This window comes from Microbacterium sp. P5_E9, assembly GCF_054049175.1.
Window position 1 is genome coordinate 133,173 of record NZ_JBFUMV010000001.1, and the last position, 25,367, is coordinate 158,539.

The window sequence follows — 25,367 nt, forward strand, 5'->3', positions numbered from 1 at the left end:
CCGAGCGCACCGGGTTCAGTGTCGGAGGACTGCGTCGTGGAGTCGGGTTTTCGAGGTGGTGACGGGGCGCCATCGGAGGGTGGCGTCGCACCAGCTGGGTGCGCGTACTTCGGGGACGCCGTGGTTCATTCGGATCTTCCAGCCGTGCCAGTCGATGAAGCGGTGATGAAACCAGCAGAGCAGCACGCCGTTGTCGGTGTGGGTGGGTCCGCCGTTGACGTGCTCCTGGACGTGGTGGATTTCACACCAGCCGGCGGGGATGCCGCAGCCGGGGATGATGCAGCCGCCGTCGCGGAGGGCGATGGCGCGGCGTTGGTGCCGGTTGAAGACGCGTTCTTCGATGCCGATCCGGACGATGCGTCCGTCGTCGCGGGACGTGATCCGTTGGATCGTGCCGGCGCACCCGACATGCAGGGCCGCCGCCATGCCGAGCGGCATATCGCAGCCCTGCGCGTGCGCGTACCCCTCCCCGCGCTCGGCGTCCTCTTCCCGGACGGACACGATCAGGGTCGGGGCGGCGCCGCCGATCGTGGGCAGCAGACCACTGGAGGCCGCGACCGACAGGGCGCTCGCGAGCGCGTCGTGCTGCTGCTGCGCCCGGGTGCGGAAGTCGCGCGGAACCACCGCGTCGTCGGGCTCGCCATCCGTGGGGGACTCTTCGGCGAACCGGACGCCGTGGTAGGCCGGGTTGGTGTGCGCGTCGAAGATCATCTGCAGCTGCGCGGCCACCTCGGGCATCAGGTTCCCGCGGCACGGGACGCCCCCGTCGGTGGGGGCGCCGAGCGTGAAGGAGCGTTTGCGCTCGGTCATCTGCTCTCGCGGTTCGGCGCCGTCCTGATCCAGCGCGATCGACCATGCCTGCGCCTGCACCCGCAGCAGGTCGGCGCCCATGGGCGGCCCACCATCCGGACCCTCGCCGCGCGCCGCGGCGGCCAGTGCCGCGTCGGCGGCCCGCAGCGCCTCCCGCGGGATCCGCGACCCGGCGAAGAGCAGCGGACCGGCGACCGCGACCACCCCATCGACCCCGACGAGACCCTCGCACATTGCCGCGCGCATGGCGGGGAGCGCCGGGTCGCGCAGCTCACCCGTGGTGATCGACACGTCGCGCTGCACGGCAGTCGAGGCGCGGCGCAGCCGGGAGACGGTCGACCGGGCGCAGAGCGTGGCGCGTTCCACGAGTTCGCTGACATCGTGGCAGCCGAACCGCGTCGTCATCCGATCGTCCCGATCACCCGACGACGACCGCGCCTCCACCTCGCCCACCGCGTCGATCAGCACTGCATCGAGCCGCCGGCCGATACGCGCCGTCGTCGCGAGCAGGTGGACGACATCGGCCTCGTCGGCGATCCTCAGAGCCCCATCGGTGAGAGCCTCGGATACGACCTCAGCGATCATCGCGTCGAGTGCTTCGAGACGATCGATGAGGTCTTTCATACCCCAATTCTGCCGAAGGCCACCGACATTCCGATCCCGAAATTCACCTGATCAGCAGAAGTTTTTCGACCAATTTCGAGGGGCGAACCCATACACACGAAAGCCCCGACAGGGAGTCGGGGCTTTCGGGGAATCGGATGCCGCGGCCGCGGCATCCGATCAGCTCTTGCTGTTGTCGACCCGGCGCACCAGCGCCCAGGCGCCCGGGATGATGAGGGCCGCGAGCGCCGCCTTGATCAGGCCCCCGAGGATGAAGGGGAGCACGCCGACCTCGAGGATCTGGCCGAACGTGTAGTCCGCACCCAGCACGTTGTTGAGGATGAACGCGAGGTACGGCACTCCGATGAGGAACGGGATGATGCTCGCCAGCGCGAACCCGGCGAAGGCGAGCAGCGGCTTGCGGTCCCAGGCCCGCTGTGCGAACCAGCCCGCGACGAACGCGGACGCGATGAAGCCGATGACGAATCCGAAGCTCGGCTTGGCGACCGCCGCGATCGAGCCGGTGAAGTCCGCGAAGACCGGAAGGCCGGCGAGCCCGACGAGCATGTAGGTCGTCAGGGCCGCAGCACCGCGCCAGGCGCCGAGGGATGCGCCGACGACGATGACCCCGAGCGTCTGACCCGTGATGGGCACCGGCCACAGCGGGATCGAGACCTGGGCGAGCAGCGCGACGATTGCGGCGCCGGCGACGACGAGTCCGGCGTCGAGCGCGAAAGCCTGCGCGCGCGCGGTCGGGCGGGCGATGAGGTCGGCGAGAACAGGACGGTGTCCGGCGGCGGAGGGGGCTGCGGAGAGCGAGGACATGGGGCTCCTAGGACGTCTTTGGCCTCTGGGCGAGGCGGGAGTCGAAATTTGCGCGTGCTGTCGCGACTTATACTAGGGGGCTGACCATCGGTCACTTCTGCACCCAATCACTCAAGGAAACGGACGTCTGCTGTGCTCTCCGTGCACGACCTCGAAATCCGCGTGGGTGCCCGCGTGCTCATGTCGGAGGTGTCCTTTCGCGTCTCGGCCGGCGACAAAGTCGGCCTGGTCGGTCGCAATGGCGCAGGCAAGACGACGCTCACCAAGGTGCTCGCCGGGGATCTGATCCCCGCCGACGGCAGGGTGGACCGCTCCGGCGAACTCGGCTATCTGCCTCAGGATCCCCGCACCGGCGACCCCGAGATGCTGGCCCGCACCCGCATCCTGGACGCCCGCGGACTCGGGACCCTTGCGCTCGGCATGCACGAGGCCACCCTCGCGATGGGATCGGACGACGCGGATGTCGCGGCCAAGGCCATGCGCAAGTACGCGAACCTCACCGAGCGCTTCGAATCGCTCGGCGGCTACACCGCCGAGGCGGAAGCTGCGTCGATCGCGCACAATCTCTCGCTGCCCGACCGGATCCTCGATCAGCAGCTGAAGACCCTCTCAGGTGGCCAGCGCCGCCGCATCGAGCTCGCCCGCATCCTCTTCTCGGATGCCGAGTCGATGATCCTCGACGAGCCCACGAACCACCTCGACGCGGACAGCGTCGTGTGGCTGCGCGAATTCCTCAAGAACTACAAGGGCGGGCTGATCGTCATCAGCCACGATGTCGAACTGGTGGGCGAGACCGTCAACCGGGTGTTCTACCTCGACGCCAACCGCCAGGTCATCGACGTCTACAACATGAACTGGAAGAACTACCTCCGCCAGCGGGTCGCCGACGAGGAGCGCCGCAAGAAGGAGCGCGTCAACGTCGAGAAGAAGGCGACGCAGCTGCAGATGCAGGCGGCGCGCTTCGGCGCGAAGGCCTCGAAGGCGGCGGCCGCGCACCAGATGGTCGCTCGCGCCGAGAAGATGCTGTCCGGCCTCGACGATGTGCGTCAGGAGGAGCGCGTCGCGAAGCTGCGCTTCCCCAAGCCCGCTGCGTGCGGGAAGACGCCCCTCATGGCGTCCGGGCTCTCGAAGTCCTATGGCTCGCTCGAGATCTTCACGGATGTCGATCTCGCGATCGACCGCGGGTCGAAGGTCGTCGTACTCGGGCTCAACGGCGCGGGCAAGACCACGCTCCTGCGGATCCTCGCCGGCGTCGACAAGCCCGATACCGGCCAGATCGAGCCAGGGCATGGCCTCAAAATCGGCTACTACGCCCAGGAGCACGAGAACCTCGATGTCTCGCGCTCGGTGCTGGAGAACATGATGTCGGCGGCGCCGGACATCACGGCCACGGATGCTCGCAAGGTGCTCGGGTCGTTCCTGTTCACCGGCGACGACGTGCTCAAGCCGGCCGGCGTGCTGTCCGGCGGTGAGAAGACGCGGCTCTCGCTCGCGACCCTCGTCGTGTCGAGCGCCAACATGCTGCTGCTCGATGAGCCCACGAACAACCTCGACCCGGCGTCGCGCGAGGAGATCCTCGGCGCGCTCGCCCACTACGAGGGTGCTGTCGTGCTGGTCTCGCACGATGAGGGCGCCGTCGAGGCGCTCAATCCCGAGCGGGTGCTGATCCTGCCCGACGGCGTCGAAGATCTCTGGGGTCGCGACTACGCGGACTTGATCTCGCTTGCGTGAGCTGCCGGCGCGTCAGCGCTGGTCGAGGAGCGCGTCCTCGTCTTCGGCGTCGCGGTCACGTCGGCGTGCCCGAGCGGGTTCGCGCACCACGGTCTCGCCTGCCGCGGCGGCCTCGGCATCCTCCCGTCGACGCGTCCGCTCGGTGCGGATGACGTAGAAGATGAAGATGAAGCCCATCACCGCGAACAGGATCCACTGCACCGCGTAGGACAGGTAGGGCCCGGGGTCTTCGGACGGAGACTCGACAGCGGTCGGTCGCGTTGCCGGTGCGGGCGACTCGCTGGCCATCATTCCGTAGGCGCTCAGCTCCAGCTCCGAGGCGTCGGCCGGCTCGATGAGGCCTGCGATCGTGGCGAGGTGAATAGTCGGGACCTGACCTGCGGGCGCGGTCCGGCCCGAACGAGGGAGCTGCTCACCCGGGCGCAGGCGCACCACGACGGTGACCTCGCCCTCCGGTGGCGCCGGCACGGCGTCGGGTTCGGGCTGCGACTCACCCGGCGGCACCCAGCCGCGGTCGACGAGCAGCACGGTGCCGTCGTCGAGCCGGAAAGGCACCAGGACCTCGAATGCCGCGGTGCCGCCGTGCACGCGGTTGCGGGCCAGGATCTGGTCGTCGAGCAGATAGGTTCCGGTCAGGGTGACGGGTCGCCACTCGTCGCCCGGGGCGAGGTCGGCGCCCGGCGCGATGACCTCGGCCAGCGGGACGGGCTCGGCGTCGTAGTTGGCGGCGATGAGGGCGAGCTGCTCACTGCGCTGCGCGTTGCGGGTGAACTGCCAGTTCGACAGGAATGCGCAGGCGATCGCGAACACGATCGCCACGCCGATATACGCCGTCCATCGCACCCCGGCCGGGGCGTCGCGGCGGCTCATGCTGGTTCTCCCACCTGCGCGAGCGGGGTCACCTCGACCGGGAAGTCCCGGGTTCGGAGGAAGTCCCTCAGATAGTCCCGGTGCTCGTCGCAGGCGACCCAGGTCTTGCGGCGGTCTTCCGCGTGGATGCGCGGGTTGCGCCATTCGATGCGCCACCGCGCGGCGGCGCGGCAACCGGCCCGCGAGCACACCGCGGTCTGGATCTCGTCGTTCATGCCGGCGGATCCGCAGGCGAGGTGCTCTGTGGCCCCGGGTCGAGCGGGTGGGCCTCGGCGATGCGGATGACCCCGGTGTCGCCGGGCACGGGGTGGACCGTCGGTGCGGCGGGCAGCGCACGTTCCGGGTTCTCCGGCTCGGGACGTCGATCGTCGGCGCCGACGTTGGCCAGCACGACCGCGATGTAGGGGATGAAGACTGCTCCGGCCCCGAGCACCCAGGTGTACCAGCCGTAGGGCGTGATGACGACCATGAGGATGAAGCAGACGACCCGGACGCCCATCATGAGCAGATAGCGCGTCGAGCGTGCGCCGACGGCGTCACGCGGTGCCGGAGGCAGCGACGTCGCGGACTGGGGGCCGGTCGGACTCTTCACTATGAATCCAGGGTACGCCGCGCCGCCGCCCCCGCGGTCCGTGCGGACGGGCAAAGCCAGGCGCTCTGCTACGAGCGGACGTACATCCCTGGTGTGTTGGCGGCGAACCATCCGAACACGGCGATCAGGATGATGAATCCGATGATCGACAGGCCGATTCCGACATAGCCGACGATGGTGCCGGCGAGTGCCATGCCCCGGCCGTTCTCGCCGGTGCGCTTGATCTGGCTGAGCGACATGTGTCCCGTGATGACCGCGACGACGGAACCGATGAAGGGGATGATGAACATCCCGACGAGAGCCGCGACCAGCGACACGATCGCGAGGACGTTCGTCTTCGGCGCGGCATACGCGCCGTAGGCGGGCGCGGGGGCGGTCCCGTACGCGGGTGCGCCGTAGGCCGGAGCGCCGTAGGTGGGAGCGGGGTAGCCGGGGTAGGCCTCCGCGGCCGGTGCGGCAGGCGCACCGTACGCCGGGGGGTAGGTCGGGTAGCCGCCGGCGGGCGGCGCAGGGGGAGCGACGGGTGCCTCGTATGCGGGCGCAGCGGGGGCTATGGCCGGTTCTGCCGGAGGGGTGGGAGCGACGGGCGTGCCGTCGGGGGTCGGATCGCTCATGTCAGGCCTTTCGTCGGGTGGTCCCAGCGTTACAGCGGGCACGCGGTGTGTCAAACGCCTCGCCGATAGGCTGGAGCGTCCCTCACAGCCAGCCTCCGGGAGTGCTCATGTCCACTGATCGTGTCGTCCTCATCACCGGAGGCAACCGCGGCATCGGCCGCGCCATCGCCGAGCGCTTCGTCGCAGCAGGCTGGCGCGTCGCCGTGACGGCGCGGTCCGGTGAAGGTCCAGAGGGTGCGCTCACCGTCCGTGCGGACGTGACGGATGCCGCATCCGTCGATGCCGCGTTCACCGAGGTGGAGGCGGCTCTCGGCCCGGTCGAGGTCGTCGTGGCCAACGCGGGCATCACGAAGGACACCCTCCTGCTGCGCATGTCCGAGGATGACTTCGACAGCGTGGTGTCGACGAACCTCGGTGGCGCCTTCCGCGTCGTCAAGCGCGCCTCCAAGGGCATGCTGCGCGCTCGCTGGGGACGCGTCATCCTGATCTCGAGTGTGGTCGGCCTCTACGGCTCGCCCGGGCAGATCAACTACGCCTCATCGAAGGCCGGCCTCGTCGGCTTCGCCCGTTCGCTGACGCGCGAGCTCGGCGGCCGCGGGATCACCGCGAACGTCGTCGCGCCCGGCTTCATCGAGACCGACATGACCGCGGCGCTGCCCGAAGACACCCAGGCAGAGTACAAGCGCAACATCCCGGTGGGTCGCTTCGCGACCCCCGACGAGGTGGCCGGCGTCGTGGCCTGGCTGGCGTCCGACGACGCGGCGTACATCTCAGGCGCGGTCATTCCCGTCGACGGCGGCCTCGGCATGGGTCACTGAGGCACACCCCGCACCCCGGTTCCTGAGCCCGTCGAAGGGCCGGTCCCTGAGCCCCGTCGAAGGGCGTCGAAGCGGGTCAGCGCGCGACAGCGGCGACGATGGCCTGAGCCAGGGCGTCCGGCTTGGAGAACTGCGGCCAGTGCCCGGTGTCGAGCTTGATCACCTCGGCATCGGCGATGGCGTTGAACTCGTCCGCCCACGGCCCCCACTGTGTGATCGTCGCGCGGAACTCCGCTTCGTTCTGTCCGCCGGACAGGAGCGTCACCGGCACCTGGTGTCGTCGTTCATCGACGAGTCGGATCGGATCGGTGGGAACCTTCACCGGCACCGACAGCGCCCGAGCGGCCGCCTCGGCGCGCACCGGCTCGCTGAGGTCCCAGATCTCTGGTTCGTCGAACGAGTCCCAGCCGGGGAACGGGATGACGCCGTCGACGACCTCGAACTCCGAGATGCCCTGCCCATCGGGCGGCGGGACCGTGTCGACGAAGACCACGCGAGCGACTTGGTCGGGCCGCGCGTCGGCGGCGCCCCACGCGACGTTGCCCCCGCCACTATGGCCGACAACCACGACCTGGCCGTCGACGGCATCGATCTCCGCCACGACCGCGTCGACCCAGTCCGCGATGCCGACCTCCGAGGACTCCGCCGCCGCCACGCCGATTCCCGGCATGGTCAGGGCGTGGACGGTATGCCCCGCTCGCTCCAGAGCGGGAGTCACGTCGTCCCACGACGACGAATCGAGCCAGAGTCCAGGGATCAGGATGATGTCCATGCCCGAGAAGCTACTCGGGGTGTGCGACATCCGGCAGGGGGACTGATCGGGCTCAGGGCAGCAGCGGGATGATCTCGCGCAGATCGATCGGGCCCACCACGAGGTCCGCCTGATTCCGTACCGCGGGCTTGGCGTTGAAGGCCACGCCGAGACCGGCAACCGCCATCATCCGCAGGTCGTTGGCGCCGTCGCCGATCGCGATCGTCGCCGAGAGCGGCACGCCGGCCTCGACGGCCCACGACCGCAGCGCGCGCGCTTTGCCCTCGGCATCCACGATCTCGCCATCCACCGTCCCGGTGAGCGCACCATCGCGGACGGTCAGTCGATTCGCGCGCCACAGATCGACGCCGAGGTCGGGGGCAACGATGTCGAGGATCTCGTGGAAGCCGCCGGAGACGACTCCGACGCGTCCGCCGCGGGCATGGGCGGCGCTGATCAGCTCCCGCACTCCAGGCGTGGGCTCGATGCGCGCCAGCACGTGGGCGAACGCCGAGACGGGCACCCCTTCGAGTGCGCGGACCCGCGAGCGCAGACTCGTGGCGAAGTCCACCTCTCCGCGCATCGCAGCCTCGGTCGCGGCCGTCACCTCGGGCCCGCGCCCCGCCTCGTCGGCGATGAGCTCGATGACCTCATTGCGGATGAGGGTCGAGTCTGCGTCGAGGACGATCAGGAAGCGGGCGGATGTCGCGGGCACCAGTCCACCGTAGCGGCGCGCGCAGCACCGCCCGTGCGCGGGTCAGCGCTCGACGATGATGTTCTTGCCGACGACCGTGAGACCGCTGTCGGTGACAGTGAAGCCGCGCGCCAGATCCTTCTCGCGGTCGACGCCCACCGTCGCGCCCGGGGCGAGGATGACGTTCTTGTCGAGGATCGCTCGATGCACGCGGGCGCCGGCTCCGACGTTCACGTGATCGAAGAGCACCGAGTCGGTGATGGTCGATCCGCCGCCGGCGAGGGTCCACGGACCCACCACGCTGCGCTCCAGATGCGTTCCGGAAAGGACCGAGCCGAGCGAGACGATCGAGTCGATCGCGTTGCCCATGCGCCCCACCGAGTCGCGCACGAACTTCGCCGGCGGCGAGTTGACCGTCTGCGAATGGATCGGCCACTCCATGTTGTAGAGATTGAACACGGGCAGCGTGGAGATCAGGTCCTGGTGCGCGTCGAAGAAGGAATCGATCGTGCCCACGTCGCGCCAGTAATCGCGGTCGCGATCGGTCGAGCCGGGCACGTCGTTGCGCTTCATGTCGTACACGCCGGCTTCGCCGCGTTCGACGAAGTAGGGGATGATGTCGCCGCCCATGTCGTGGTTCGAGGTCGACAGCTCGCCATCGCTCTCGACCGCGTCGATGAGCGCCTGCGCATTGAAGATGTAATTGCCCATCGAGGCCAGCACTTCGCCGGGGGAGTCCACCAGGCCGGTGGGCTTCTGCGGCTTCTCGAGGAACTCCCGGATGCGCGTCTGGTCGTCGGCCAGGTCGATCACGCCGAATTGATTGGCGAGCGCGATCGGCTGACGGATGCCGGCGACCGTCGCCTGCGCGCCGGAAGCCAGGTGCGCGTCGAGCATCTGCCGGAAGTCCATCCGGTAGACGTGATCGGCGCCGATCACGATCACGATGTCGGGCTTCTCGTCGTTGATGAGATTCAGGCTCTGCAGGATCGCATCCGCCGAGCCGGAGAACCACCGCTTGCCCAGTCGCTGCTGTGCCGGCACCGAGGCGACGTACGAGTCGAGCAGAGCCGACATCCGCCACGTCTGCGAGATGTGCCGGTCGAGGCTGTGCGACTTGTACTGGGTCAGCACGACGAGCTGCCGCAACCCCGAATTGAGGAGATTCGAGATCGCGAAGTCGATGAGCCGGTACTGCCCGCCGAACGGCACTGCTGGCTTGGCGCGATCAGCAGTGAGCGGCATGAGCCGCTTGCCCTCACCGCCCGCGAGGATGATTCCGAAGACCTTCGGCTGTGCTGGCATGGCACCACACTATTGGTGTCTACGGCCGTGTACTAGCGTTCGATCATGCGCGTCGACATCATCACCAAGGAATATCCGCCGGAGATCTACGGGGGCGCCGGGGTCCATGCGACAGAGCTCGTGAAAGCGCTCCGCGAGAGCATCGAAGTGCAGGTGCGGGCGTTCGGCGCACCGCGTGACGAAGCCGACACCACCGCGTACGGTGTGCCGGCGGAACTGGGCTCCGCGAACGGTGCGATCCAGACCCTCGGCACGGATCTCGCGATCGTGACGGATGTCGCCGGCGCCGACGTCGTCCACAGCCACACCTGGTACGCAAACTTCGCCGGACATCTCGCGTCGCTGCTGCACGGCATCCCGCACATCGTCACGGCGCACAGTCTCGAGCCGCTCCGGCCGTGGAAGGCCGAGCAGCTCGGAGGCGGCTACGCCGTCTCGAGCTACATCGAGAAGACCGCGTACGAAGGTGCCGCGGCGATCGTCGCGGTGAGCGAGGGCATGCGCGCCGACATCCTGCGCAGCTACCCGTCGCTCGACCCCACCAAGGTGCGGGTCATCTACAACGGCATCGACGTCGACGCCTGGCAGCCCGTCGACGATGTCGCCCTGCTGGCGGAGTTGGGCATCGACCCGGCGAGGCCGTCGGTGGTCTTCGTGGGCCGCATCACGCGGCAGAAGGGGCTGCCCTATCTCCTTCGCGCCGCCGAGCAGCTGCCGCCGGAGGTGCAGCTCGTGCTGTGCGCCGGCGCTCCCGACACCCCGCAGATCCTTGCCGAGGTCGAGGGACTCGTCAGGGGCCTTCAGGAGACGCGGGACGGCGTGGTCTGGCTCGATCGTCTCCTCTCCCGACGCGAGCTCTGCGCGATCCTCGGGTCCGCGACGACCTTCGTGTGCCCCTCCGTGTACGAGCCGCTCGGCATCGTGAACCTCGAGGCGATGGCCTGCGGCGCGGCCGTGGTCGGCACCGCGACCGGGGGGATCCCCGAGGTCGTCGATGACGGCGTGACGGGCCGGCTCGTCCCGATCGAGCAGATGCAGGACGGCACCGGCACCCCGATCGACCCAGACCGGTTCGTCGACGATCTCGCGCGGGTGCTCACCGAGGTCGTGAGCGATCCCGAGAAGGCGAAGGCCTACGGCGCCGCCGGCCGGGCGCGGGCGGCGAACGAGTTCAGCTGGGGCGCAATCGCCGCGACGACCGCGGCGCTGTACGCAGAGGTGAGCGGCGCGGGCCGATAGGCTGGGCCGCATGCCGCAGGTGCTCGAATTCTCCGATGTCGTCGTTCGCAGAAATGCCAGGGACATCGTCGATCACCTGGACTGGTCGGTGTCCGATGACCAGCGCTGGGTGATCCTCGGACCGAACGGCGCAGGCAAGACCACCGTGCTGCAGCTGGCCGACACGCTGCTGCACCCCACGTCCGGCACGGTGTCGATCCTGGGCGAGCGTCTGGGACGAACGGATGTCTTCGAACTGCGCCCGCGGATCGGCTTCGCCTCGTCGGCGATGGCCAAGCGCGTTCCCGCCGAGGAGACCGTGCTCGACGTCGTGCTCACCGCTGCGTTCTCCGTGCTCGGTCGCTGGAACGAGGACTACGAGGACATCGACGAGCGCCGCGCTCTGCGCGTGCTCGCGGAGTGGAAGCTCGACGAGCTCGCGGATCGCACATTCGGCACCCTGTCGGATGGCGAGCAGAAGCGGGTGCAGATCGCGCGTGCGGTCATGACCGACCCGGAGCTGCTGCTCCTTGACGAGCCCACCGCGAGCCTCGATCTCGGGGCTCGTGAAGAGCTGCTGATCCTGCTCGGCGGGTACGCCCAGGCGCCGTCGACGCCGGCGATGGTGATGGTGACCCACCACGTCGAGGAGATCCCAATCGGGTTCACCCACGTTCTCCTCCTGCGCGACGGCGGCGTGGTCGCTGCGGGGCCGATCGCGGAGACCCTCACGGCGGAGAATCTCACCGAGACGTTCGGAATGCCCATCGCACTCACGGTCGAGGACGGCCGCTACGCGGCGCGCGCCACCAGCCCCGCTTCCTGAGCGCTTCCCGAGCTTCCGGCGCAGGCCGGCGCACGATTCCACATCGTCGTGTTGAGGCTGGTAGGATGGATCCTTGGTGCGCTCGCACCGCAGACTTTGACCGCGCTGGCAAAATCCAGTGCATCACCCTCAGAGGATCAACATGAAGACTGACATCCACCCCGACTACCGGGCCATCGTGTTCCGCGACCTCGGCTCCGGCGAGACCTTCCTCACCCGTTCGACGAGGACCAGCGACAAGACGATCGAGCTCGACGGTGTGGAGTACCCCGTCATCGACATCGAGATCTCGTCCGCTTCGCACCCGTTCTACACGGGCAAGCAGCGCATCATGGACTCGGCCGGTCGCGTCGAGAAGTTCAACCAGCGCTTCAAGAACTTCGGCGGCACGCCCTCCAGCTGACCGCTCGATTCGGAAAGCCCCGCTTCGGCGGGGCTTTCTTCGTTGTGGTGGCGTTTCGTCTCGCTCCGCTCGCTCAACGACCGGGTGACGGGGCTCGCTAGGCTGATCCGGTGAAGATCGCCCGGTTCAGCCACAACGATGTCATCAGATTCGGGATCGTGGACGGCGGTGAGATGGTCGTGCTCGAGGGCGACCCGATGTTCGCCGGCTACGAGACGACGGGGGAGCGCGTGCCGCTCGCGGACATCGCGCTGCTGGCTCCCGTCATCCCGCGCTCGAAGATCGTGTGCGTCGGCCGCAACTATCGCGAGCACGCGGCTGAGCTGGGCAATGAGGTCCCGGTGGAGCCGATGCTCTTCTTCAAGCCGAATACCTCGGTCATCGGCCCCGGTGACACGATCGTGCGCCCGACCCAGTCGACCTTCACGAGCTTCGAGGGCGAGCTCGCCGCGGTGATCGGTCGTGTCGCCAAGAACGTGCCGGCCGCCTCCGCCCTCGACTACGTGTTCGGCTACACGATCGCGAACGACATCACGGCGCGCGATCTGCAGAAGACCGACGGTCAGTGGGCCCGCGCCAAGGGCTTCGACACCTTCTGCCCGCTCGGACCCGCCATCGAGACGGAGTTCGCCTTCGACGACGCCCGTATCGTCACGCGCCAGAACGGCGAGGTGAAGCAGGACGGCCCGATCAGCGACATGATCCACTCGGTCGCCGACATCATCGCCTACGCCTCGGCGGCCTTCACCCTGCTTCCCGGCGACGTCATCCTCACCGGCACGCCCGCAGGCGTCGGCCCGTTCGTCGCGGGCGACGTGATCGAGGTCGAGATCACCGGCCTCGGCATCCTGCGCAACACCGCCAGGGACGCCTGACGAGGTGGTGTCATGACTGACACCGCGGATGCCGCATCCCTGGCGCCGGAGGCGATCGCCGGGGTGCAGCGGCGCACGGTGTGGGTCCTCTCGGTCGGGCAGGTGCTGGGTGGCCTGGCGTTCGGCGCGTCCATTTCGCTCGGCACTGTGCTCGCTGCCGAGGTATCCGGCGACGAAGCCTTCGCGGGGCTCGCCACGGCCGCCATCACCTTCGGCACCGCGGCTTTCGCGGTGCCGCTCGCGGCGTTCGCACGGCGCAGAGGACGCCGCCCGGCGCTCGCGGGCGGGATGGCGGGGGCGCTGGTGGGTGTCCTGCTCGTCATCCTCGCCGCCGCGGTCGGATCGTTTCCGCTCCTGCTCGTCGCCTTCGGCCTCGTGGGGGCAGCGCAGGCCGCGAACCTGCAGACGAGATTCGCCGCCGCCGACCTCGCGACCGACGCCACGCGCGGCCGCGACCTCTCGCTCGTGGTCTGGGCGACGACGATCGGCGCCGTGCTCGGCCCGAATCTGACGGGGCCAGGCGAGGCGCTCGGCCACGCGGTGGGGATGCCGCCGCTGACGGGGCCGTTTCTGTTCACCATCGCTGCTCAGCTGCTGGGTGTAGCCCTGTACCTCATCTGGCTGCGTCCGGACCCCCTGGTGCTCGCACAGCGGGTGACGAAGCACGCGGCGACGCCGGGAGCAGCGACCAGGATCGCCAAGCCCGACCAGCCGACGGTCGCGCGCTACGCGATCTTCGCGGTCGCGGCCGCGCACGGGGTCATGGTGTCGATCATGGCGATGACCCCGGTCCACCTGCTGCATCATGGCGCGTCTCTCACGGTGATCGGCCTCACGATCAGCCTGCACGTGGCGGGGATGTTCGCGCTGTCGCCGGTCTTCGGCATCCTGGCCGACAAGCTCGGTCGGGTCGCGACCATCCTGATCGGGCAGGCGCTCCTGGTCGCTGCGCTCGTCACGGCATCTTTCGGGCAGGACTCGACGACCTTCGTCACCGTGGCGCTCGTGCTGCTGGGTCTCGGGTGGAGCGCGACCACGGTCGCCGGCTCCACCCTCTTGACCGAAGCATCCGCCGAAGGTCAGCGCACCAGGCGTCAGGGCCTGAGCGATCTGACGATGAGCCTCGTCGCTGCGATCGGTGCGATCCTGGCGGGCATGATCCTCTCGTGGATCGGCTACGGCGGACTCGCCCTCGTCGTCAGCGTCGCCGTGGTCGCCACGGTCGCGCTGGCGCCGTTCGGTCGCCGCCCCCGCGCCGAACAGGCGCCGCCGGCGGGGGCCTTGGCCGACTGAGCCTGTCGGCGCGGGTCAGCGACCGAGCGCCGCCAGAGCGAGTTCGACGTCTTCGTCGTCGTTGAAGACGTGGAAGGCGACGCGGGCGCGTCCCGCTCTGCCGGAGGCGATGATCCCCGCCGTCGTGAGCCTGGCCAGGTCGCAGCCGTCAGGGTCGGCCCACGTCACGATCGCACTCGCGCGTTGCGGCGCGGCTAGCCCCATCCGCTCCCGGAACGACGCACCGAGTCCCGCCGCGTGATCGTGCAGCTCGTGCGGGTCGAGCGCTGCGAACAGCGCGAGCGCAGGCTCGGCGCCGACGAACGCCTGCCACGCCGGCGAGACATCGAACCGTCGGGCATTCGACGCGAGGTCCACGTCGTGGCCGTAGCACGACGTCCACGGGTCATCGCCGGCGTACCAGCCCGCGAACAGGGGCGGCAGCTCGGCGGCGAGCCGATCCGACACAGTGAGGAAGGACACGCCGCGCGGGGCGCAGAGCCACTTGTAGGCGTGGCAGATGACGGCATCGAAATCGGATGCCGCGACCGGCAGCCATCCGACCGCCTGGGTCGCGTCGCACAGCGTGCGAGCGCCCGCTCGACGCGCAGCCGCGACGATGGCCGCGGCATCCGCCACCGCGCCCGTGGCCGACTGCACGATCGAGAACGCGACGAGCGCCGTCTCGGGGCTGATCGACTCGGCCAGAGCCTCCAGGGGGACCGCGCGCACCCGCAGGTCGCGTCCGGCGTGGACGAAGGGGAGGACGATCGACGAGAACTCGCACTCGGGGAGGAGCACCTCGGAACCCTCCGGCAGCGAGGCCGCGATGAGCGCTGCGGCGACCGAGGCCTGGGATCCGATGGCGACGCGGCCGGCGTCGACGCCGACGAGCGCGGCGAAGTGGGCGCGGGTGCGCTCAACCGCCCCCGAGTAGCCGGCCGGGTCAGGGCGACCGCCGAACGCGGCATCGAGGTCGGCGATGAGCGCTGCCCGGCTGGACCGCGTCGGGAGTCCGACGGTGCAGGCGGCGAGGTAGCCGCGGCCGCCGGCGAACTCGTCGCGTGCGGACGCGAGGGTCGAGCGAGCGGCGAGGGTGGGCATGTATCCATGGTCGCCCGGTGCGATACCGCACGTCTAGAACAGGTATCGAATGGAATTCATGCCGAATGCTTATGATAGCGCTATGAGCGATGCGTTCGACCCCGAGCTCGAGTTCGACGTGCAGTCGCTGCGCGTGGTGAAGGCCATCGCCGACGAAGGGTCGATCACCGCGGCCGCGGCCGCGCTCGGCTACAGCCAGCCCGCCATCAGCCAGCAGCTCAAGCGCCTCGAGCGCAGCCTGGGCGTGGCGCTCATCGAACGGGTCGGCAGATCGGTGCGCCTCACCGAGGCCGGTCGGATCCTCGCGCGGCACGCACCGGCGGTGACCACGGCGCTGGATGCCGCGGCCGGCGAACTCGCCGAGCTGCGCGGTCTCCGCTCAGGGCGGGTTCGCCTCGTCGGATTCCCGTCGGCGTCGCCGACGGTCGTGCCGCGCCTCCTCGCGGAGCTCGCCGCCCATCACCCCGGTGTCAGCGTCACGTACATCGAAGCCGAGCCGCCCGAGGCCGTGCAGGCCGTGCGCGAGGACCGTGCCGACATCGCCCTGACCTTCAGCTACCCCGGCGATCGCGACGACCCGCATGGTCCGAGCGCGCGTGGACTCTCGGTGCGCGAGGTGGGCACCGACGACCTGCTCGCCGTGCTCCCGGTGGGGCACCCGGCAGCCGGCGGCGACGGCGTCGACGTGTCAGTGCTGTCAGGGGAGAGGTGGATCGCAGGATGCCCCCGCTGCCGTGGGCACCTGCTCGAACTGTGTGCGCGCGCCGGGTTCGAGCCGGACATCGCGTTCGAGACCGACAACTTCGTCGCCGTCGAGGGACTCGTCGCGCAGGGGATCGGCGTGGCGACGCTGCCGCGCATGGCCGTGGCATCCTTCCCCCAGCTTCCCGGCGTGATCACGTTGCCGCTGCCGCCGTCGGAGGCGCGGACCATCCACGTCGTCACCGCGCACGGCGCGGAGCGCGTGCCCGCGATCCGCGCCACCCTCACCGCGATCGCGGGACTGCTCGCCTCCCAGGAGGCGCCCGCGTCCCGCACGTAGACTGGACGACGATGCCTTCTTCACCCGATTCCCGCACGACCACCGCGACCGGCGCCGATGTGCGCGTGCGCTTCTGCCCCTCACCGACGGGTCTGCCGCACGTCGGGCTGATCCGCACGGTGCTGTTCAACTGGGCCTACGCGCGCCACAACGGCGGCAAGCTCGTGTTCCGCATCGAAGACACCGACGCCGCACGCGACAGCGAGGAGAGCTACCACCAGCTGCTCGACGCGCTGCGTTGGCTGAAGATCGACTGGGACGAGGGCGTCGAGGTCGGCGGACCGCACGCGCCATACCGGCAGTCGCAGCGTCACGACCTCTACCGCGAGGTGCTCGACAAGCTGATCGCCGCGGACGCGGTCTATGAGAGCTACTCGACGGCCGCGGAGATCGACGCCCGCAACGAGGCCAACGGCCGCGCGAAGCAGCTCGGGTACGACAACTTCGACCGTGACCTCACCGACGAGCAGAAGGCCGCGTTCCGCGCCGAGGGCCGCGAGCCCGCGTGGCGGCTCAAAGTCCCCGACCACGACCTCACCTACGTCGACCTGATCCGCGGCGAGGTCACCTTCCCGGCCGGCTCGTTCCCCGACTTCGTGCTCGTGCGCGCGGGCGGCGTGCCGCTGTACCCCTTCGTCAACCCGGTCGACGACGCCCTCATGGGGATCACCCACGTCATCCGCGGCGAAGACCTCATGCCCTCGACCGCGCGCCAGCTCGCGCTGTACAGCGCCCTGGTCGAGGCCGGCGTGACGACGTTCATCCCGCGCTTCGCGCACATGCCGCTCGTCCTCGGCGAGGTGGGCACCAAGAAGCTCTCCAAGCGCGACCCCCAGGCGGACCTCTTCCTGCAGCGCGAGAAGGGCTTCATCCACGAGGGTCTGCTCAACTATCTGTCGCTGCTCGGCTGGTCGATCGGCCCTGACCGCGACGTCTTCTCGCTCGACGAGCTGGTCGCGGCCTTCGACATCGTCGACGTCAACCCGAACCCGGCACGCTTCGACCAGAAGAAGGCCGAGTCGATCAACGGGGACCACATCCGGATGCTGGAGCCCGCGGATTTCGCCGCGCGCATCGTCCGCTGCCTGCACGGAGCCGGTCTGGTCGAGGAGACCCCGACACCGGCGCAGCAGGCGCTGATCGAGGCATCCGCTCCGCTCGTGCAGGAGCGCGTGCAGCTGCTCAGCGAGGTGCCCGGGCTGCTTGGGTTCCTGTTCCGCGAGGACGTGACGTACGACGAGGACGCTCTGGGCACCCTTCCCGCCAACGCGGGCGAGGTGCTCGTCGCCTCGGTCGGGGCGCTCCAAGTCGTGCCCGAGTCGGAGTTCACCGCCGCGGCGATCCAGGAGGCGCTGGCCAGCGCCCTCATCGAGGGGCTCGGACTGAAGCCGCGGGTCGCCTACGGTCCGCTGCGCGTCGCGCTGAGCGGCCGGCGCATCTCGCCGCCGCTGTTCGAGTCGATGGAACTGCTCGGCAAGGCCGAGTCGGTCAGGCGCCTCGGCGCGCTGGTGGATCGGCGCGGATGACGCGCTCGGTTTGATCGAAGGCCCGCCGTCGTCTAGACTTGATCTTCGGCACGACTCCGGTCGAACGCCTTGGGGTATGGTGTAATTGGCAACACGGAGGTTTCTGGTACCTTTGTTCTTGGTTCGAGTCCAGGTACCCCAGCAGTGAAATCCGCAAATATCCCCGTGCAGGCATGCACGGGGTTTTTTGCGTTCCGGCCCGACGGGCCTCGCTCCTTCCACGACCCGCGAGCCGCTGCGGTTCGCGATCGTGACCGCGATCGAGCGGACCTGCCACCGTCGACGCCGAAAGGCCGTCCTCGGCCGTTTGGCCCTGCTCGTGCAGCAGACCCTTATGCTCAGGCCAGGGGGTCATGATGAAGAGACACGGGGTCTGGAGCAGGGTGAAGCGGATCTTCTTTGGTCGGCCCGTGACTCGCGCGGAGCAGCAGGCTGCCCACAGGAAGGTCATGCGTGAGCCCAACAGCGACGCTGCGCTCAACATGCATAACTCGCGGTTCAACGGAATGGGCAACTCCCGCTAGGACCCGGGGGAGGTGATCGATCACGTCAGGATCCAGGCGGCGGTTCACCCCGCCCAGACGGCGGGAACGATGCGGTCCCTCTCGGCGGTCGACAGCATGGACGAGGGTCGGGCCGCGAGCACGACCTTCCCCGTTGAAGAAGTGGGCGGCTGCACGGCTCCCGGGCGCACCCGGCCCAGGTGCAGGTAGCCTCGATCACGAGGCCAGTGCGACCGAGGGAGCAACCATGACCAGCACGCCGACCAACCTCCTCGAGGACCTCGAGCCGGTGGTGGCCGAGAACCTCGACCGCCACCTCTCGATGGCGCAGGAGTGGCATCCCCACGACTACATCCCGTGGAGCCAGGGCCGCGACTTCGCGCTCCTCGGCGGCGAGGACTGGGCGCCCGAGCAGTCGCAGCTCTCCGAGACGGCCAAGGCCGCGATGTTCACCAACCTGCTCACCGAGGACAATCTGCCGTCCTACCACCGCGAGATCGCGACCCGCTTCGGCCGCGACGGCGCGTGGGGCACCTGGGTGGGCCGCTGGACCGCGGAGGAGAACCGGCACGGCATCGCGATGCGCGACTACCTCGTCGTCACCCGCGGCGTCGACCCGGTCGAGCTCGAGCGGGCGCGGATGGACTACATGACCTCGGGCTACGACTCCGGCGAAAAGTCGGTGCTCGAGGCGGTGACCTACGTGTCCTTCCAGGAGCTCGCGACCCGGGTGTCCCACCGCAACACCGGCAAGGTCACCGGAGACCCGATCGCGGACCGGATGCTCGCCCGGATCTCCAAGGACGAGAACCTCCACATGATCTTCTACCGCAACATCGTCTCCGCGGCGCTGGAGATCGCGCCCGACGCGACGATGCAGGCGATCGCCAAGGAGGTCATCGGCTTCGAGATGCCCGGCGCCACGATGGCGGGCTTCCGGCGCAGCTCGATGATGATCGCGAAGGCCGGGATCTACGACCTGCGCCTCCACTACGACGACGTGATCATGCCGGTGCTGCGGCACTGGCGCGTCCTGGACCGCACCGACTTCGGACCGGAGGGCGAGCAGGCCCGCGAGCAGCTGGCGGCATTCCTCCAGGGGCTCGACGCCCAGGCGACCAAGTTCGTCGACCGCCGCGAGGAGAACCGGGCCAGGGTGGCCGCGCGCGACGACGGGGTGCAGCAGGACATCGTCGCGTCCTGAGCCGAACGAGCCGGGCGAGGACGGGCACTGCCGGGCGGCGGTGCGCGAGCGCCACAACCGCGGAGGCATCGGGCAGATGCCGTCTGATGCCGGATCCGGCCGGACGCGCATAATGGGGGCATGCCCATCGAGCGGGACACCGGGGTCGACGAACTCGCCGAACTCCGTCGTCGCGCCTACGGTCCGCATGCCGACATCGCGACCGATCCGGAGGCGCAGGCGCGACTGCACGAACTCGAGGCTCTCGAGCGCGAGACGCGCTCCACCCACGAGTTCTCCGACGCCGTGGAGACCGCTTCGGAGGAGGTGATCCCCGCCCGCACGGCGCCTTCCGTCGAGGCGCCGGCCGCAGTCGCGGAGGATCCGGCGGCTCCGGCCGAATCCGTCGCTACATCCATTGCGACCGAGGCGCCGAGCGAGGTCGGCAGCACCAGCCTGCTCCACACGGCGCGGAAACGGATGCCGTGGCTCATCGCCGTGGTCGCCGGGGCTGTCGCGCTCGTCGCCGTCATCGCACTCGTCGTGGGCGAGTTCTCGCGGCCGAACCCGGAGGTGAGCCTGCCGGCGCGAACGCTGCCGTCGACGGTGGGGAAGCCTGACCTCTCCGAGTCGATGCGCCAGGTCTGGGGCATCCCGGATGCGCCGCTCATCTACCGCGGCACTCTCGGCCGGCTCAATCTGTGGACGACGACGGACGGGTCCGAGTGGGACTGCGTCCTACTGTCGATGCAGGCGCAGATCTATCGCGCGTCGTGCGCCCACCGGCCGCTGCCTGCCATGGTCGACTTCGTCACCGAGAACGCCACCTTCCCGCCGGAGAGTCTCGACCCGCCGATTCCGGTCGGCTCGTTCCTGCGCTTCGTGTGGGAGGGAGACATGCTCAACGTCTATGTCGCGCGGCTTGCCGAGGATGAGGCGCTGCGGGCTCTGCCGGCTCGCTGACATCGGCGGTCAGCCGCCGATGACCTCGACGAACGCTTCCCGACCGAGCGCGGCATACGGCGGATTGTCGTCGCTGTGCATCAGCAGCATGAGTGCGACCGCCATCGCCCAGGCCCGCGCCCGGACCCATGTCGCCGGTTCCCGACTCGGGGTCGTCGCCGTCGCCGAGGCGGAGGTGAACCGATCCCGGCCGACCCGGTCGAAGGCTAGCCACGCCAGGGCGAGATCGTAGGCCGGGTCGCCCGCGGTCACGTCGCCGAAGTCGATGATCCCGGTCAACCGGGGTCCCTGTGCGATGAGGTTCCCCGGGTGCAGATCGCCGTGGATCCACACCGGAGGTCCATCCCAGGGCGCGGCGGAGAGACCGTCCGCCCAGACGGATGCCGCGGCATCCGCCTCCGCGTCGCTCAGGGCACCGGCGGCATGCAGGTGCGCGAGGCGCTCCTGGACCGCCGCAGTCCGCTCGACGAGGGGCAGGCCCCGGAACGGGTTCACCGGAAAGTCGGCGGGTGCCGGGACATGGAGCGCCGCGAGGGCGGCGGCGATGGGCTCGGCCCACCCCGTGCGCTCGGCGCGCGGAACCTCGATGCCGCGCGACCCCTCGATCCAGGGCACGACAGACCATGCCCAGGGGTAGCCTGCCCCCGCCGCACCGCGCACGACCGGAGCCGGCACGTGCAGTCCGGTGGGCTCGATCAGCGCGGCGAGGGCGGGCAGCACCCGCTGCTCGTTCAGGACGAGGGGCGCGGCGATCGCGCGACGGGGCAGCCGTACCGCCCAGTGCTCGCCGAGGCGCCAGACCGAGCAGTCCCAGCCGTCAGCGGCATGCGCGATCGACAGGGTCGCGGCATCCGGAATCGCCCCCGCCTGCGCGGTCACCAGCGCGCGCACGAGCGCCTCGTCGATCACGAGCTCGGCTCCAGGCTTGTCGGCCATGGATCGACGCTATCGGTCGGCGTCGGCAGCGCGCAGGGCGAATTGATCCACCGAATCGAGTCTTGTTTTGTGTTGGTTTGTATTGTAATGTGTGGGAATCCTCGAAAGGATCCCACATGTACGCAACGGAGCGGCAAGAGCTGATCGAACAGCTCCTCGCTGGCGAGGGCCGGGTGAGCGTCGTCGAACTGGCACACCGGTTCGCAGTGACCACCGAGACGGTGCGTCGCGACCTCGACCAGCTCGAGGCACAGGGCAATCTGCGGCGCGTCCACGGCGGCGCCGTCCCGCGCGATCGGGCGAGCACCACGGAGCCGTCGATCCCGCAGCGCCTCGAGCGACACGGTCCGGCCAAAGCCGCCATCGGCATTCGGGCGCTCGACGCGATCCCCGAGACATTCCGCGGCTCGGTCTTCCTCGACGCGGGCACCACCACCGCGGCCGTGGCCGCCCAGCTCGCCCCCCGCCTCTCGGCAGCGCCGATCGAGGTCGTCACCCACGCGTTGACCCTGGCGCACACGCTGACCGATGTGCCGAACCCTTCCCTCACCGTCATCGGCGGACGCGTCCGCGCCCTCACCGCCGCCGCGGTAGGCGCCGACACTGTGCGGGCCATCGAGGGCCTGCGGCCGGATGTGGCCTTCGTGGGCACGAACGGCGTCTCGGCCGGCTTCGGGCTGAGCACCCCCGACCCCGACGAGGCGGCGGTCAAGCGCGCGATCGTGCGCTCGGCCCGCCGGGTCGTCGTCGTGGCCGACTCCGACAAGCTCGGCCGCGAACTGCTCGTGAGCTTCGCAGAGCTCGCCGACATCGACGTCCTCGTGACGGATGCCGCGCCCGACGACGAACTGGCGGCCGCGCTCGCCGACGCCGGTGTGGAGGTGTGGCTCGCATGATCGTGACCCTGACGGCCAACCCGTCGCTCGACCGGACGATCACCCTCGCCGACGCGCTGGTGCCCGGAGAGGTGCAGTCCGCCCTGTCGGCCCGGGAGGATGCCGGCGGCAAGGGCATCAACGTCGCCCGCGTGGTCGCAGCGGCCGGCGTGGACACCCTGGCTGTGCTTCCGCTCGCGGACGACGATCCGTTCGACGCGGCGCTGCGCGCTGCGCGCGTGCCGGCGCAGCGCGTGCCGATCCACGGTCATGTGCGGGCCAACGTCACCATCACCGACCCGAACGGCATCACGACCAAGCTCAACCTTCCGGGTGCCGAACTGTCCGAGAGCGACGCGCAGGCGACGATCGACGCCGTCGTGGCCGCATCCGATGGAGCGGCATGGCTCGTGCTCGCCGGCTCGCTGCCGCCCGGCGCACCCGACGAGTTCTACGTCGATGTCATCCGCGCGGTCCGATCCCGATGGGGGAGTGCGGCGCCCCGCATCGCCGTCGACACCTCCGGGGCGGCGCTCGCCGCCGTCGTCGTGCGCGCCCGGCCCGACCTCATCAAACCCAACGACGAAGAGCTCGCCGAGCTCGTCGGCACGGCACTCGACGAAGAGGCGGATGCCGCAGCCGTCCTGGCCGTCGCGCGCCGGCTGGTTCCGGCCCAGGTGGGCGCCGCGCTCGTCACCCTCGGCTCGCGAGGCGCCGTGCTCGTCACCGCCGACGGAGCGTGGGCCGGGGTGCCTCCGCGGATCCGCGTCACCAGCACGGTCGGCGCGGGTGACAGCTCGCTCGCCGGCTACCTGCTCGCCGACGTCGCCCTCGCGACGCCCGAGGAGAGGCTGAGCCGCTCGATCCGCTACGGCGCGGCCGCGGCATCCCTCCCCGGCACCCAAGCTCCCTCGCCCCACGACCTGCCGCCCGGCGAGGTCGTCATCACGACCCTCGCCTGAGATCCGCACCACGACCATAGGAGGTCACTGTGTCCACCATCACCCCAGAGCTCGTCAGTCTCGACGTCGGGCTCGGCGCTGACAAGGCGGCCGTCATCAAGGCGCTCGCCGCCCGCGTCGTCGCGCAGGGCCGCGCGACCGATGCCAACGCCCTCTTCGAAGACGCCTGGGCGCGCGAGCAGAAGGACGAGACCGGCCTGCCCGGCGGCATCGCCATCCCGCACGCGAAGAGCGCCGCGGTCACGCAGGCGTCCCTCGCCTTCGCCCGGCTGAAGCCCGGCGTCGACTTCGGCGCATCGGACGGCCCCGCCGACCTGGTCTTCCTCATCGCCGCGCCCGAGGGCGCGGCCGAGGCCCACCTCGCCGTGCTTTCGAAGCTCGCCCGCAGCCTCATGCAGGACGACTTCACCGGCGGCCTGCGCGCAGCCCGGACTCCGGCCGACGTCGTCGCGATCGTGAATGCCGCGATCGGCGAGGGAGAGGCCCCGGCACCCGTCGCCGCGCCGACCGCGGCCGCCGCTGTCACGACCGCCGCGGGCCTCACGGTCGACGGTCGTCCGGCGCGCATCGTCGCGGTCACCTCATGCGCGACCGGCATCGCGCACACGTTCATGGCAGCCGATGCCCTCACCGCCGCGGGCAAGAAGAGCGGCATCGACCTGGTGGTCGAGCCGCAGGGCTCGAGCGGCTACAAGGCTCTTCCGCAGTCCGTCATCGACGGCGCCGACGCCGTCATCTTCGCGACGGATGTCGACGTGCGCGAGCTGCAGCGCTTCTCCGGCAAGCCCGTGGTCCGGTCGGGGGTCAAGCGCGGCATCGAGAAGCCGAACGAGCTCATCGCGGAGGCCGTCGCCGCCGCCAACAACCCGAACGCGACCCGCGTCACGGCGGCAGCGGCCGCCTCATCGGCGCAGGCCTCGGACGACAACGTCGGATGGGGCGTGCGCATCCAGCGGATCCTCCTCACCGGCGTGAGCTACATGATCCCGTTCGTGGCGGGCGGCGGTCTGCTGATCGCCCTGGGCTTCCTCCTCGGCGGCTACCAGGTCGGCGACGACGCGAAGACCGTCATCGTCGACAACGCGCTGTGGGATCTTCCCCCGGGCGGACTCGGCCAGTACCTCGGCTCGGTCGCGTTCATCATCGGTGTGACGTCGATGGGCTTCCTCGTCTCGGCGCTGGCCGGCTACATCGCCTTCGCGATCGCCGACCGGCCGGGCATCGCCCCCGGCTTCGTCGCCGGAGCGATCGCAGTCATCATGAACGCGGGCTTCATCGGCGGCATCGTCGGCGGTCTGCTGGCCGGTGTGGCGGCCTGGTGGCTCGCGAGCCTGCCTGCCCCGCGCTGGCTGCGAGGCCTGATGCCGGTCGTGATCATTCCGCTGCTCGCGGGGATCTTCGCCTCGGGCCTGCTGGTGCTGTTCCTCGGCCGTCCGATCGCGACCCTCATGGAGTGGCTGACGGTCTGGCTCAACGACCTCGCCGGCACCGCCGGGATCGTCGTGGTCGGCATCGTCCTCGGCCTCATGATGTGCTTCGACCTCGGCGGACCCGTCAACAAGGTCGCCTACGCCTTCGCGGTCGCAGGGCTTGCCTCGGGATCGCAGGAGAACCCCACGCCGTACCTCATCATGGCCGCCGTCATGTGCGCCGGCATGGTGCCCCCGCTCGCCATGGCACTGGCCTCGACGGTGCTCGCGCGCAACCTGTTCCCGCCGGTCGAGCGCGAGAACGGCAAGGCCGCATGGCTCCTCGGTGCCGCGTTCATCAGTGAGGGCGCGATCCCGTTCGCGGCGGCCGACCCGCTGCGCGTCATCCCGGCGTCGATGGTCGGCGGTGCCGTCACCGGTGCGCTGAGCATGGCGTTCGGCGTGCAGTCGCTCGCACCGCACGGCGGCATCTTCGTCCTCTTCGCGATCAACCCGATCTGGGGCTTCCTCGTGGCGCTCGTGGCCGGTACCGTCGTCTCTGCGCTCCTTGTCGTCGCCCTCAAGCGATTCTGGGGACGCAAGGAGCTCGAGGCCGCCGAGCACGACTTCGCCGCGGTGGCCGTTCCCGCCTGATCG

At 69.8% G+C, this 25,367-nt stretch carries 25 protein-coding genes and 1 tRNA gene; 15 read left to right on the forward strand and 11 right to left on the reverse strand.

Translation table 11 applies throughout. The features are described from left to right. Nucleotides 1-15: 15 nt before the first annotated feature. Both ACXJ3V_RS00645 and ACXJ3V_RS00650 read right to left on the reverse strand, forming a co-directional pair. Nucleotides 16-1,434 carry a DUF222 domain-containing protein gene (locus ACXJ3V_RS00645; protein WP_457098327.1) on the reverse strand — a complete coding sequence of 473 codons (1,419 nt, stop codon included), beginning with the start codon at nt 1,432-1,434 and terminating at the stop codon, nt 16-18. 159 nt (nt 1,435-1,593) lie between these two features. After that, complete coding sequence (locus tag ACXJ3V_RS00650) at nt 1,594-2,238, reverse strand: biotin transporter BioY (RefSeq protein ID WP_457098328.1); 645 nt, start codon at nt 2,236-2,238, stop codon at nt 1,594-1,596. 132 nt (nt 2,239-2,370) lie between these two features. Between ACXJ3V_RS00650 and ACXJ3V_RS00655 the strand changes: the two genes are divergently transcribed. Then, nucleotides 2,371-3,969, forward strand: a complete 1,599-nt coding sequence (locus ACXJ3V_RS00655) for an ABC-F family ATP-binding cassette domain-containing protein (RefSeq protein WP_457098329.1) — start codon at nt 2,371-2,373, stop codon at nt 3,967-3,969. Between the two features lie 12 nt (nt 3,970-3,981). On the opposite strand, the gene ACXJ3V_RS00660 is transcribed toward ACXJ3V_RS00655, so the two are convergent. The 4 genes from ACXJ3V_RS00660 to ACXJ3V_RS00675 all read right to left on the reverse strand — a co-directional run bounded on the left by ACXJ3V_RS00660 (nt 3,982) and on the right by ACXJ3V_RS00675 (nt 6,045). Beyond that, nucleotides 3,982-4,839 (reverse strand): SURF1 family cytochrome oxidase biogenesis protein, encoded by an 858-nt coding sequence (locus ACXJ3V_RS00660; RefSeq protein ID WP_457098330.1) that lies wholly within the window; start codon nt 4,837-4,839, stop codon nt 3,982-3,984. Next, entirely contained in the window at nt 4,836-5,054 is a 219-nt protein-coding gene (locus ACXJ3V_RS00665; RefSeq protein WP_457098331.1) for a hypothetical protein, read from the reverse strand. Before ACXJ3V_RS00665 ends, ACXJ3V_RS00660 begins: the two co-directional genes overlap by 4 nt. Beyond that, nucleotides 5,051-5,431 carry a DUF3099 domain-containing protein gene (locus tag ACXJ3V_RS00670; RefSeq protein WP_457098332.1) on the reverse strand — a complete coding sequence of 127 codons (381 nt, stop codon included), beginning with the start codon at nt 5,429-5,431 and terminating at the stop codon, nt 5,051-5,053. Before ACXJ3V_RS00670 ends, ACXJ3V_RS00665 begins: the two co-directional genes overlap by 4 nt. A gap of 68 nt (nt 5,432-5,499) precedes the next feature. After that, nucleotides 5,500-6,045 carry a DUF4190 domain-containing protein gene (locus tag ACXJ3V_RS00675; RefSeq protein ID WP_457098333.1) on the reverse strand — a complete coding sequence of 182 codons (546 nt, stop codon included), beginning with the start codon at nt 6,043-6,045 and terminating at the stop codon, nt 5,500-5,502. A gap of 107 nt (nt 6,046-6,152) precedes the next feature. On the opposite strand from ACXJ3V_RS00675, the gene ACXJ3V_RS00680 reads away from it, so the two are divergent. Continuing rightward, nucleotides 6,153-6,863 (forward strand): beta-ketoacyl-ACP reductase, encoded by a 711-nt coding sequence (locus ACXJ3V_RS00680; protein WP_457098334.1) that lies wholly within the window; start codon nt 6,153-6,155, stop codon nt 6,861-6,863. A 76-nt stretch (nt 6,864-6,939) separates the two neighbouring features. Here ACXJ3V_RS00680 and ACXJ3V_RS00685 read toward each other — a convergent pair whose 3' ends face one another. The 3 genes from ACXJ3V_RS00685 to ACXJ3V_RS00695 are packed head-to-tail and all read right to left on the reverse strand — an operon-like array spanning nt 6,940 to nt 9,613. Beyond that, nucleotides 6,940-7,635, reverse strand: coding sequence for an alpha/beta fold hydrolase (locus ACXJ3V_RS00685; protein ID WP_457098335.1), 696 nt, complete (start codon nt 7,633-7,635; stop codon nt 6,940-6,942). A 52-nt stretch (nt 7,636-7,687) separates the two neighbouring features. Continuing rightward, a complete protein-coding gene (gene serB, locus ACXJ3V_RS00690; protein WP_457098336.1) occupies nt 7,688-8,329 on the reverse strand; it encodes a phosphoserine phosphatase SerB in 642 nt (213 codons plus the stop codon). A gap of 42 nt (nt 8,330-8,371) precedes the next feature. Further along, nucleotides 8,372-9,613, reverse strand: coding sequence for a glucose-1-phosphate adenylyltransferase (locus ACXJ3V_RS00695; RefSeq protein ID WP_457098337.1), 1,242 nt, complete (start codon nt 9,611-9,613; stop codon nt 8,372-8,374). 45 nt (nt 9,614-9,658) lie between these two features. Here ACXJ3V_RS00695 and glgA point away from each other — a divergent pair, with 45 nt between their 5' ends. The 5 genes from glgA to ACXJ3V_RS00720 all read left to right on the forward strand — a co-directional run bounded on the left by glgA (nt 9,659) and on the right by ACXJ3V_RS00720 (nt 14,228). Then, entirely contained in the window at nt 9,659-10,852 is a 1,194-nt protein-coding gene (gene glgA / locus ACXJ3V_RS00700; protein ID WP_457098338.1) for a glycogen synthase, read from the forward strand. Between the two features lie 10 nt (nt 10,853-10,862). Continuing rightward, complete coding sequence (locus tag ACXJ3V_RS00705; protein WP_457098339.1) at nt 10,863-11,657, forward strand: ABC transporter ATP-binding protein; 795 nt, start codon at nt 10,863-10,865, stop codon at nt 11,655-11,657. Between the two features lie 142 nt (nt 11,658-11,799). After that, nucleotides 11,800-12,060, forward strand: a complete 261-nt coding sequence (locus ACXJ3V_RS00710) for a type B 50S ribosomal protein L31 (RefSeq protein ID WP_457098340.1) — start codon at nt 11,800-11,802, stop codon at nt 12,058-12,060. 110 nt (nt 12,061-12,170) lie between these two features. Beyond that, entirely contained in the window at nt 12,171-12,935 is a 765-nt protein-coding gene (locus ACXJ3V_RS00715) for a fumarylacetoacetate hydrolase family protein (protein WP_457098341.1), read from the forward strand. A 12-nt stretch (nt 12,936-12,947) separates the two neighbouring features. Continuing rightward, complete coding sequence (locus ACXJ3V_RS00720) at nt 12,948-14,228, forward strand: MFS transporter (RefSeq protein WP_457098342.1); 1,281 nt, start codon at nt 12,948-12,950, stop codon at nt 14,226-14,228. A gap of 15 nt (nt 14,229-14,243) precedes the next feature. On the opposite strand, the gene ACXJ3V_RS00725 is transcribed toward ACXJ3V_RS00720, so the two are convergent. Then, nucleotides 14,244-15,311: an aminotransferase class V-fold PLP-dependent enzyme gene (locus ACXJ3V_RS00725; RefSeq protein ID WP_457098343.1), complete on the reverse strand. Its 1,068-nt coding sequence runs from the start codon at nt 15,309-15,311 to the stop codon at nt 14,244-14,246. A gap of 82 nt (nt 15,312-15,393) precedes the next feature. On the opposite strand from ACXJ3V_RS00725, the gene ACXJ3V_RS00730 reads away from it, so the two are divergent. From ACXJ3V_RS00730 to ACXJ3V_RS00750, 5 genes are all read left to right on the forward strand, one after another. After that, nucleotides 15,394-16,353, forward strand: coding sequence for a LysR family transcriptional regulator (locus tag ACXJ3V_RS00730; protein ID WP_457098344.1), 960 nt, complete (start codon nt 15,394-15,396; stop codon nt 16,351-16,353). Nucleotides 16,354-16,364: 11 nt separating this feature from the next. Next, nucleotides 16,365-17,879: a glutamate--tRNA ligase gene (gltX, locus tag ACXJ3V_RS00735; protein WP_457098345.1), complete on the forward strand. Its 1,515-nt coding sequence runs from the start codon at nt 16,365-16,367 to the stop codon at nt 17,877-17,879. Nucleotides 17,880-17,949: 70 nt separating this feature from the next. Beyond that, a tRNA-Gln gene (locus tag ACXJ3V_RS00740) sits at nt 17,950-18,021 on the forward strand. Between the two features lie 608 nt (nt 18,022-18,629). Then, on the forward strand, nt 18,630-19,586 hold the full coding sequence (locus ACXJ3V_RS00745) for an acyl-ACP desaturase (protein WP_457098346.1): 957 nt from the start codon (nt 18,630-18,632) through the stop codon (nt 19,584-19,586). A gap of 120 nt (nt 19,587-19,706) precedes the next feature. Beyond that, a complete protein-coding gene (locus ACXJ3V_RS00750) occupies nt 19,707-20,528 on the forward strand; it encodes a hypothetical protein (protein ID WP_457098347.1) in 822 nt (273 codons plus the stop codon). A gap of 9 nt (nt 20,529-20,537) precedes the next feature. Here the strand turns inward: ACXJ3V_RS00750 and ACXJ3V_RS00755 are convergent, their stop codons facing one another. Next, on the reverse strand, nt 20,538-21,464 hold the full coding sequence (locus ACXJ3V_RS00755; RefSeq protein ID WP_457098348.1) for an aminoglycoside phosphotransferase family protein: 927 nt from the start codon (nt 21,462-21,464) through the stop codon (nt 20,538-20,540). Nucleotides 21,465-21,580: 116 nt separating this feature from the next. Here ACXJ3V_RS00755 and ACXJ3V_RS00760 point away from each other — a divergent pair, with 116 nt between their 5' ends. The 3 genes from ACXJ3V_RS00760 to ACXJ3V_RS00770 are packed head-to-tail and all read left to right on the forward strand — an operon-like array spanning nt 21,581 to nt 25,364. Next, nucleotides 21,581-22,360 carry a DeoR/GlpR family DNA-binding transcription regulator gene (locus ACXJ3V_RS00760; protein WP_457098349.1) on the forward strand — a complete coding sequence of 260 codons (780 nt, stop codon included), beginning with the start codon at nt 21,581-21,583 and terminating at the stop codon, nt 22,358-22,360. Next, complete coding sequence (gene pfkB / locus ACXJ3V_RS00765; RefSeq protein WP_457098350.1) at nt 22,357-23,301, forward strand: 1-phosphofructokinase; 945 nt, start codon at nt 22,357-22,359, stop codon at nt 23,299-23,301. Before ACXJ3V_RS00760 ends, pfkB begins: the two co-directional genes overlap by 4 nt. Nucleotides 23,302-23,330: 29 nt before the next feature. Then, entirely contained in the window at nt 23,331-25,364 is a 2,034-nt protein-coding gene (locus ACXJ3V_RS00770; RefSeq protein ID WP_457098351.1) for a PTS fructose transporter subunit IIABC, read from the forward strand. Nucleotides 25,365-25,367 lie beyond the last annotated feature (3 nt).

Bases quoted from the DNA above. Each gene is read 5' to 3' on its own strand.
- ACXJ3V_RS00710 (WP_457098340.1), top strand. From the start codon at position 11,800: ATGAAGACTGACATCCACCCCGACTACCGGGCCATCGTGTTCCGCGAC.
- gltX (WP_457098345.1), top strand. From the start codon at position 16,365: ATGCCTTCTTCACCCGATTCCCGCACGACCACCGCGACCGGCGCCGAT.
- ACXJ3V_RS00665 (WP_457098331.1), bottom strand. From the start codon at position 5,054: ATGAACGACGAGATCCAGACCGCGGTGTGCTCGCGGGCCGGTTGCCGC.
- ACXJ3V_RS00720 (WP_457098342.1), top strand. From the start codon at position 12,948: ATGACTGACACCGCGGATGCCGCATCCCTGGCGCCGGAGGCGATCGCC.
- ACXJ3V_RS00755 (WP_457098348.1), bottom strand. From the start codon at position 21,464: ATGGCCGACAAGCCTGGAGCCGAGCTCGTGATCGACGAGGCGCTCGTG.
- ACXJ3V_RS00760 (WP_457098349.1), top strand. From the start codon at position 21,581: ATGTACGCAACGGAGCGGCAAGAGCTGATCGAACAGCTCCTCGCTGGC.
- ACXJ3V_RS00705 (WP_457098339.1), top strand. From the start codon at position 10,863: ATGCCGCAGGTGCTCGAATTCTCCGATGTCGTCGTTCGCAGAAATGCC.
- ACXJ3V_RS00645 (WP_457098327.1), bottom strand. From the start codon at position 1,434: ATGAAAGACCTCATCGATCGTCTCGAAGCACTCGACGCGATGATCGCT.
- ACXJ3V_RS00695 (WP_457098337.1), bottom strand. From the start codon at position 9,613: ATGCCAGCACAGCCGAAGGTCTTCGGAATCATCCTCGCGGGCGGTGAG.
- ACXJ3V_RS00680 (WP_457098334.1), top strand. From the start codon at position 6,153: ATGTCCACTGATCGTGTCGTCCTCATCACCGGAGGCAACCGCGGCATC.
- ACXJ3V_RS00750 (WP_457098347.1), top strand. From the start codon at position 19,707: ATGCCCATCGAGCGGGACACCGGGGTCGACGAACTCGCCGAACTCCGT.
- glgA (WP_457098338.1), top strand. From the start codon at position 9,659: ATGCGCGTCGACATCATCACCAAGGAATATCCGCCGGAGATCTACGGG.
- ACXJ3V_RS00725 (WP_457098343.1), bottom strand. From the start codon at position 15,311: ATGCCCACCCTCGCCGCTCGCTCGACCCTCGCGTCCGCACGCGACGAG.
- ACXJ3V_RS00730 (WP_457098344.1), top strand. From the start codon at position 15,394: ATGAGCGATGCGTTCGACCCCGAGCTCGAGTTCGACGTGCAGTCGCTG.
- ACXJ3V_RS00660 (WP_457098330.1), bottom strand. From the start codon at position 4,839: ATGAGCCGCCGCGACGCCCCGGCCGGGGTGCGATGGACGGCGTATATC.
- ACXJ3V_RS00675 (WP_457098333.1), bottom strand. From the start codon at position 6,045: ATGAGCGATCCGACCCCCGACGGCACGCCCGTCGCTCCCACCCCTCCG.
- ACXJ3V_RS00685 (WP_457098335.1), bottom strand. From the start codon at position 7,635: ATGGACATCATCCTGATCCCTGGACTCTGGCTCGATTCGTCGTCGTGG.
- ACXJ3V_RS00745 (WP_457098346.1), top strand. From the start codon at position 18,630: ATGACCAGCACGCCGACCAACCTCCTCGAGGACCTCGAGCCGGTGGTG.
- ACXJ3V_RS00650 (WP_457098328.1), bottom strand. From the start codon at position 2,238: ATGTCCTCGCTCTCCGCAGCCCCCTCCGCCGCCGGACACCGTCCTGTT.
- pfkB (WP_457098350.1), top strand. From the start codon at position 22,357: ATGATCGTGACCCTGACGGCCAACCCGTCGCTCGACCGGACGATCACC.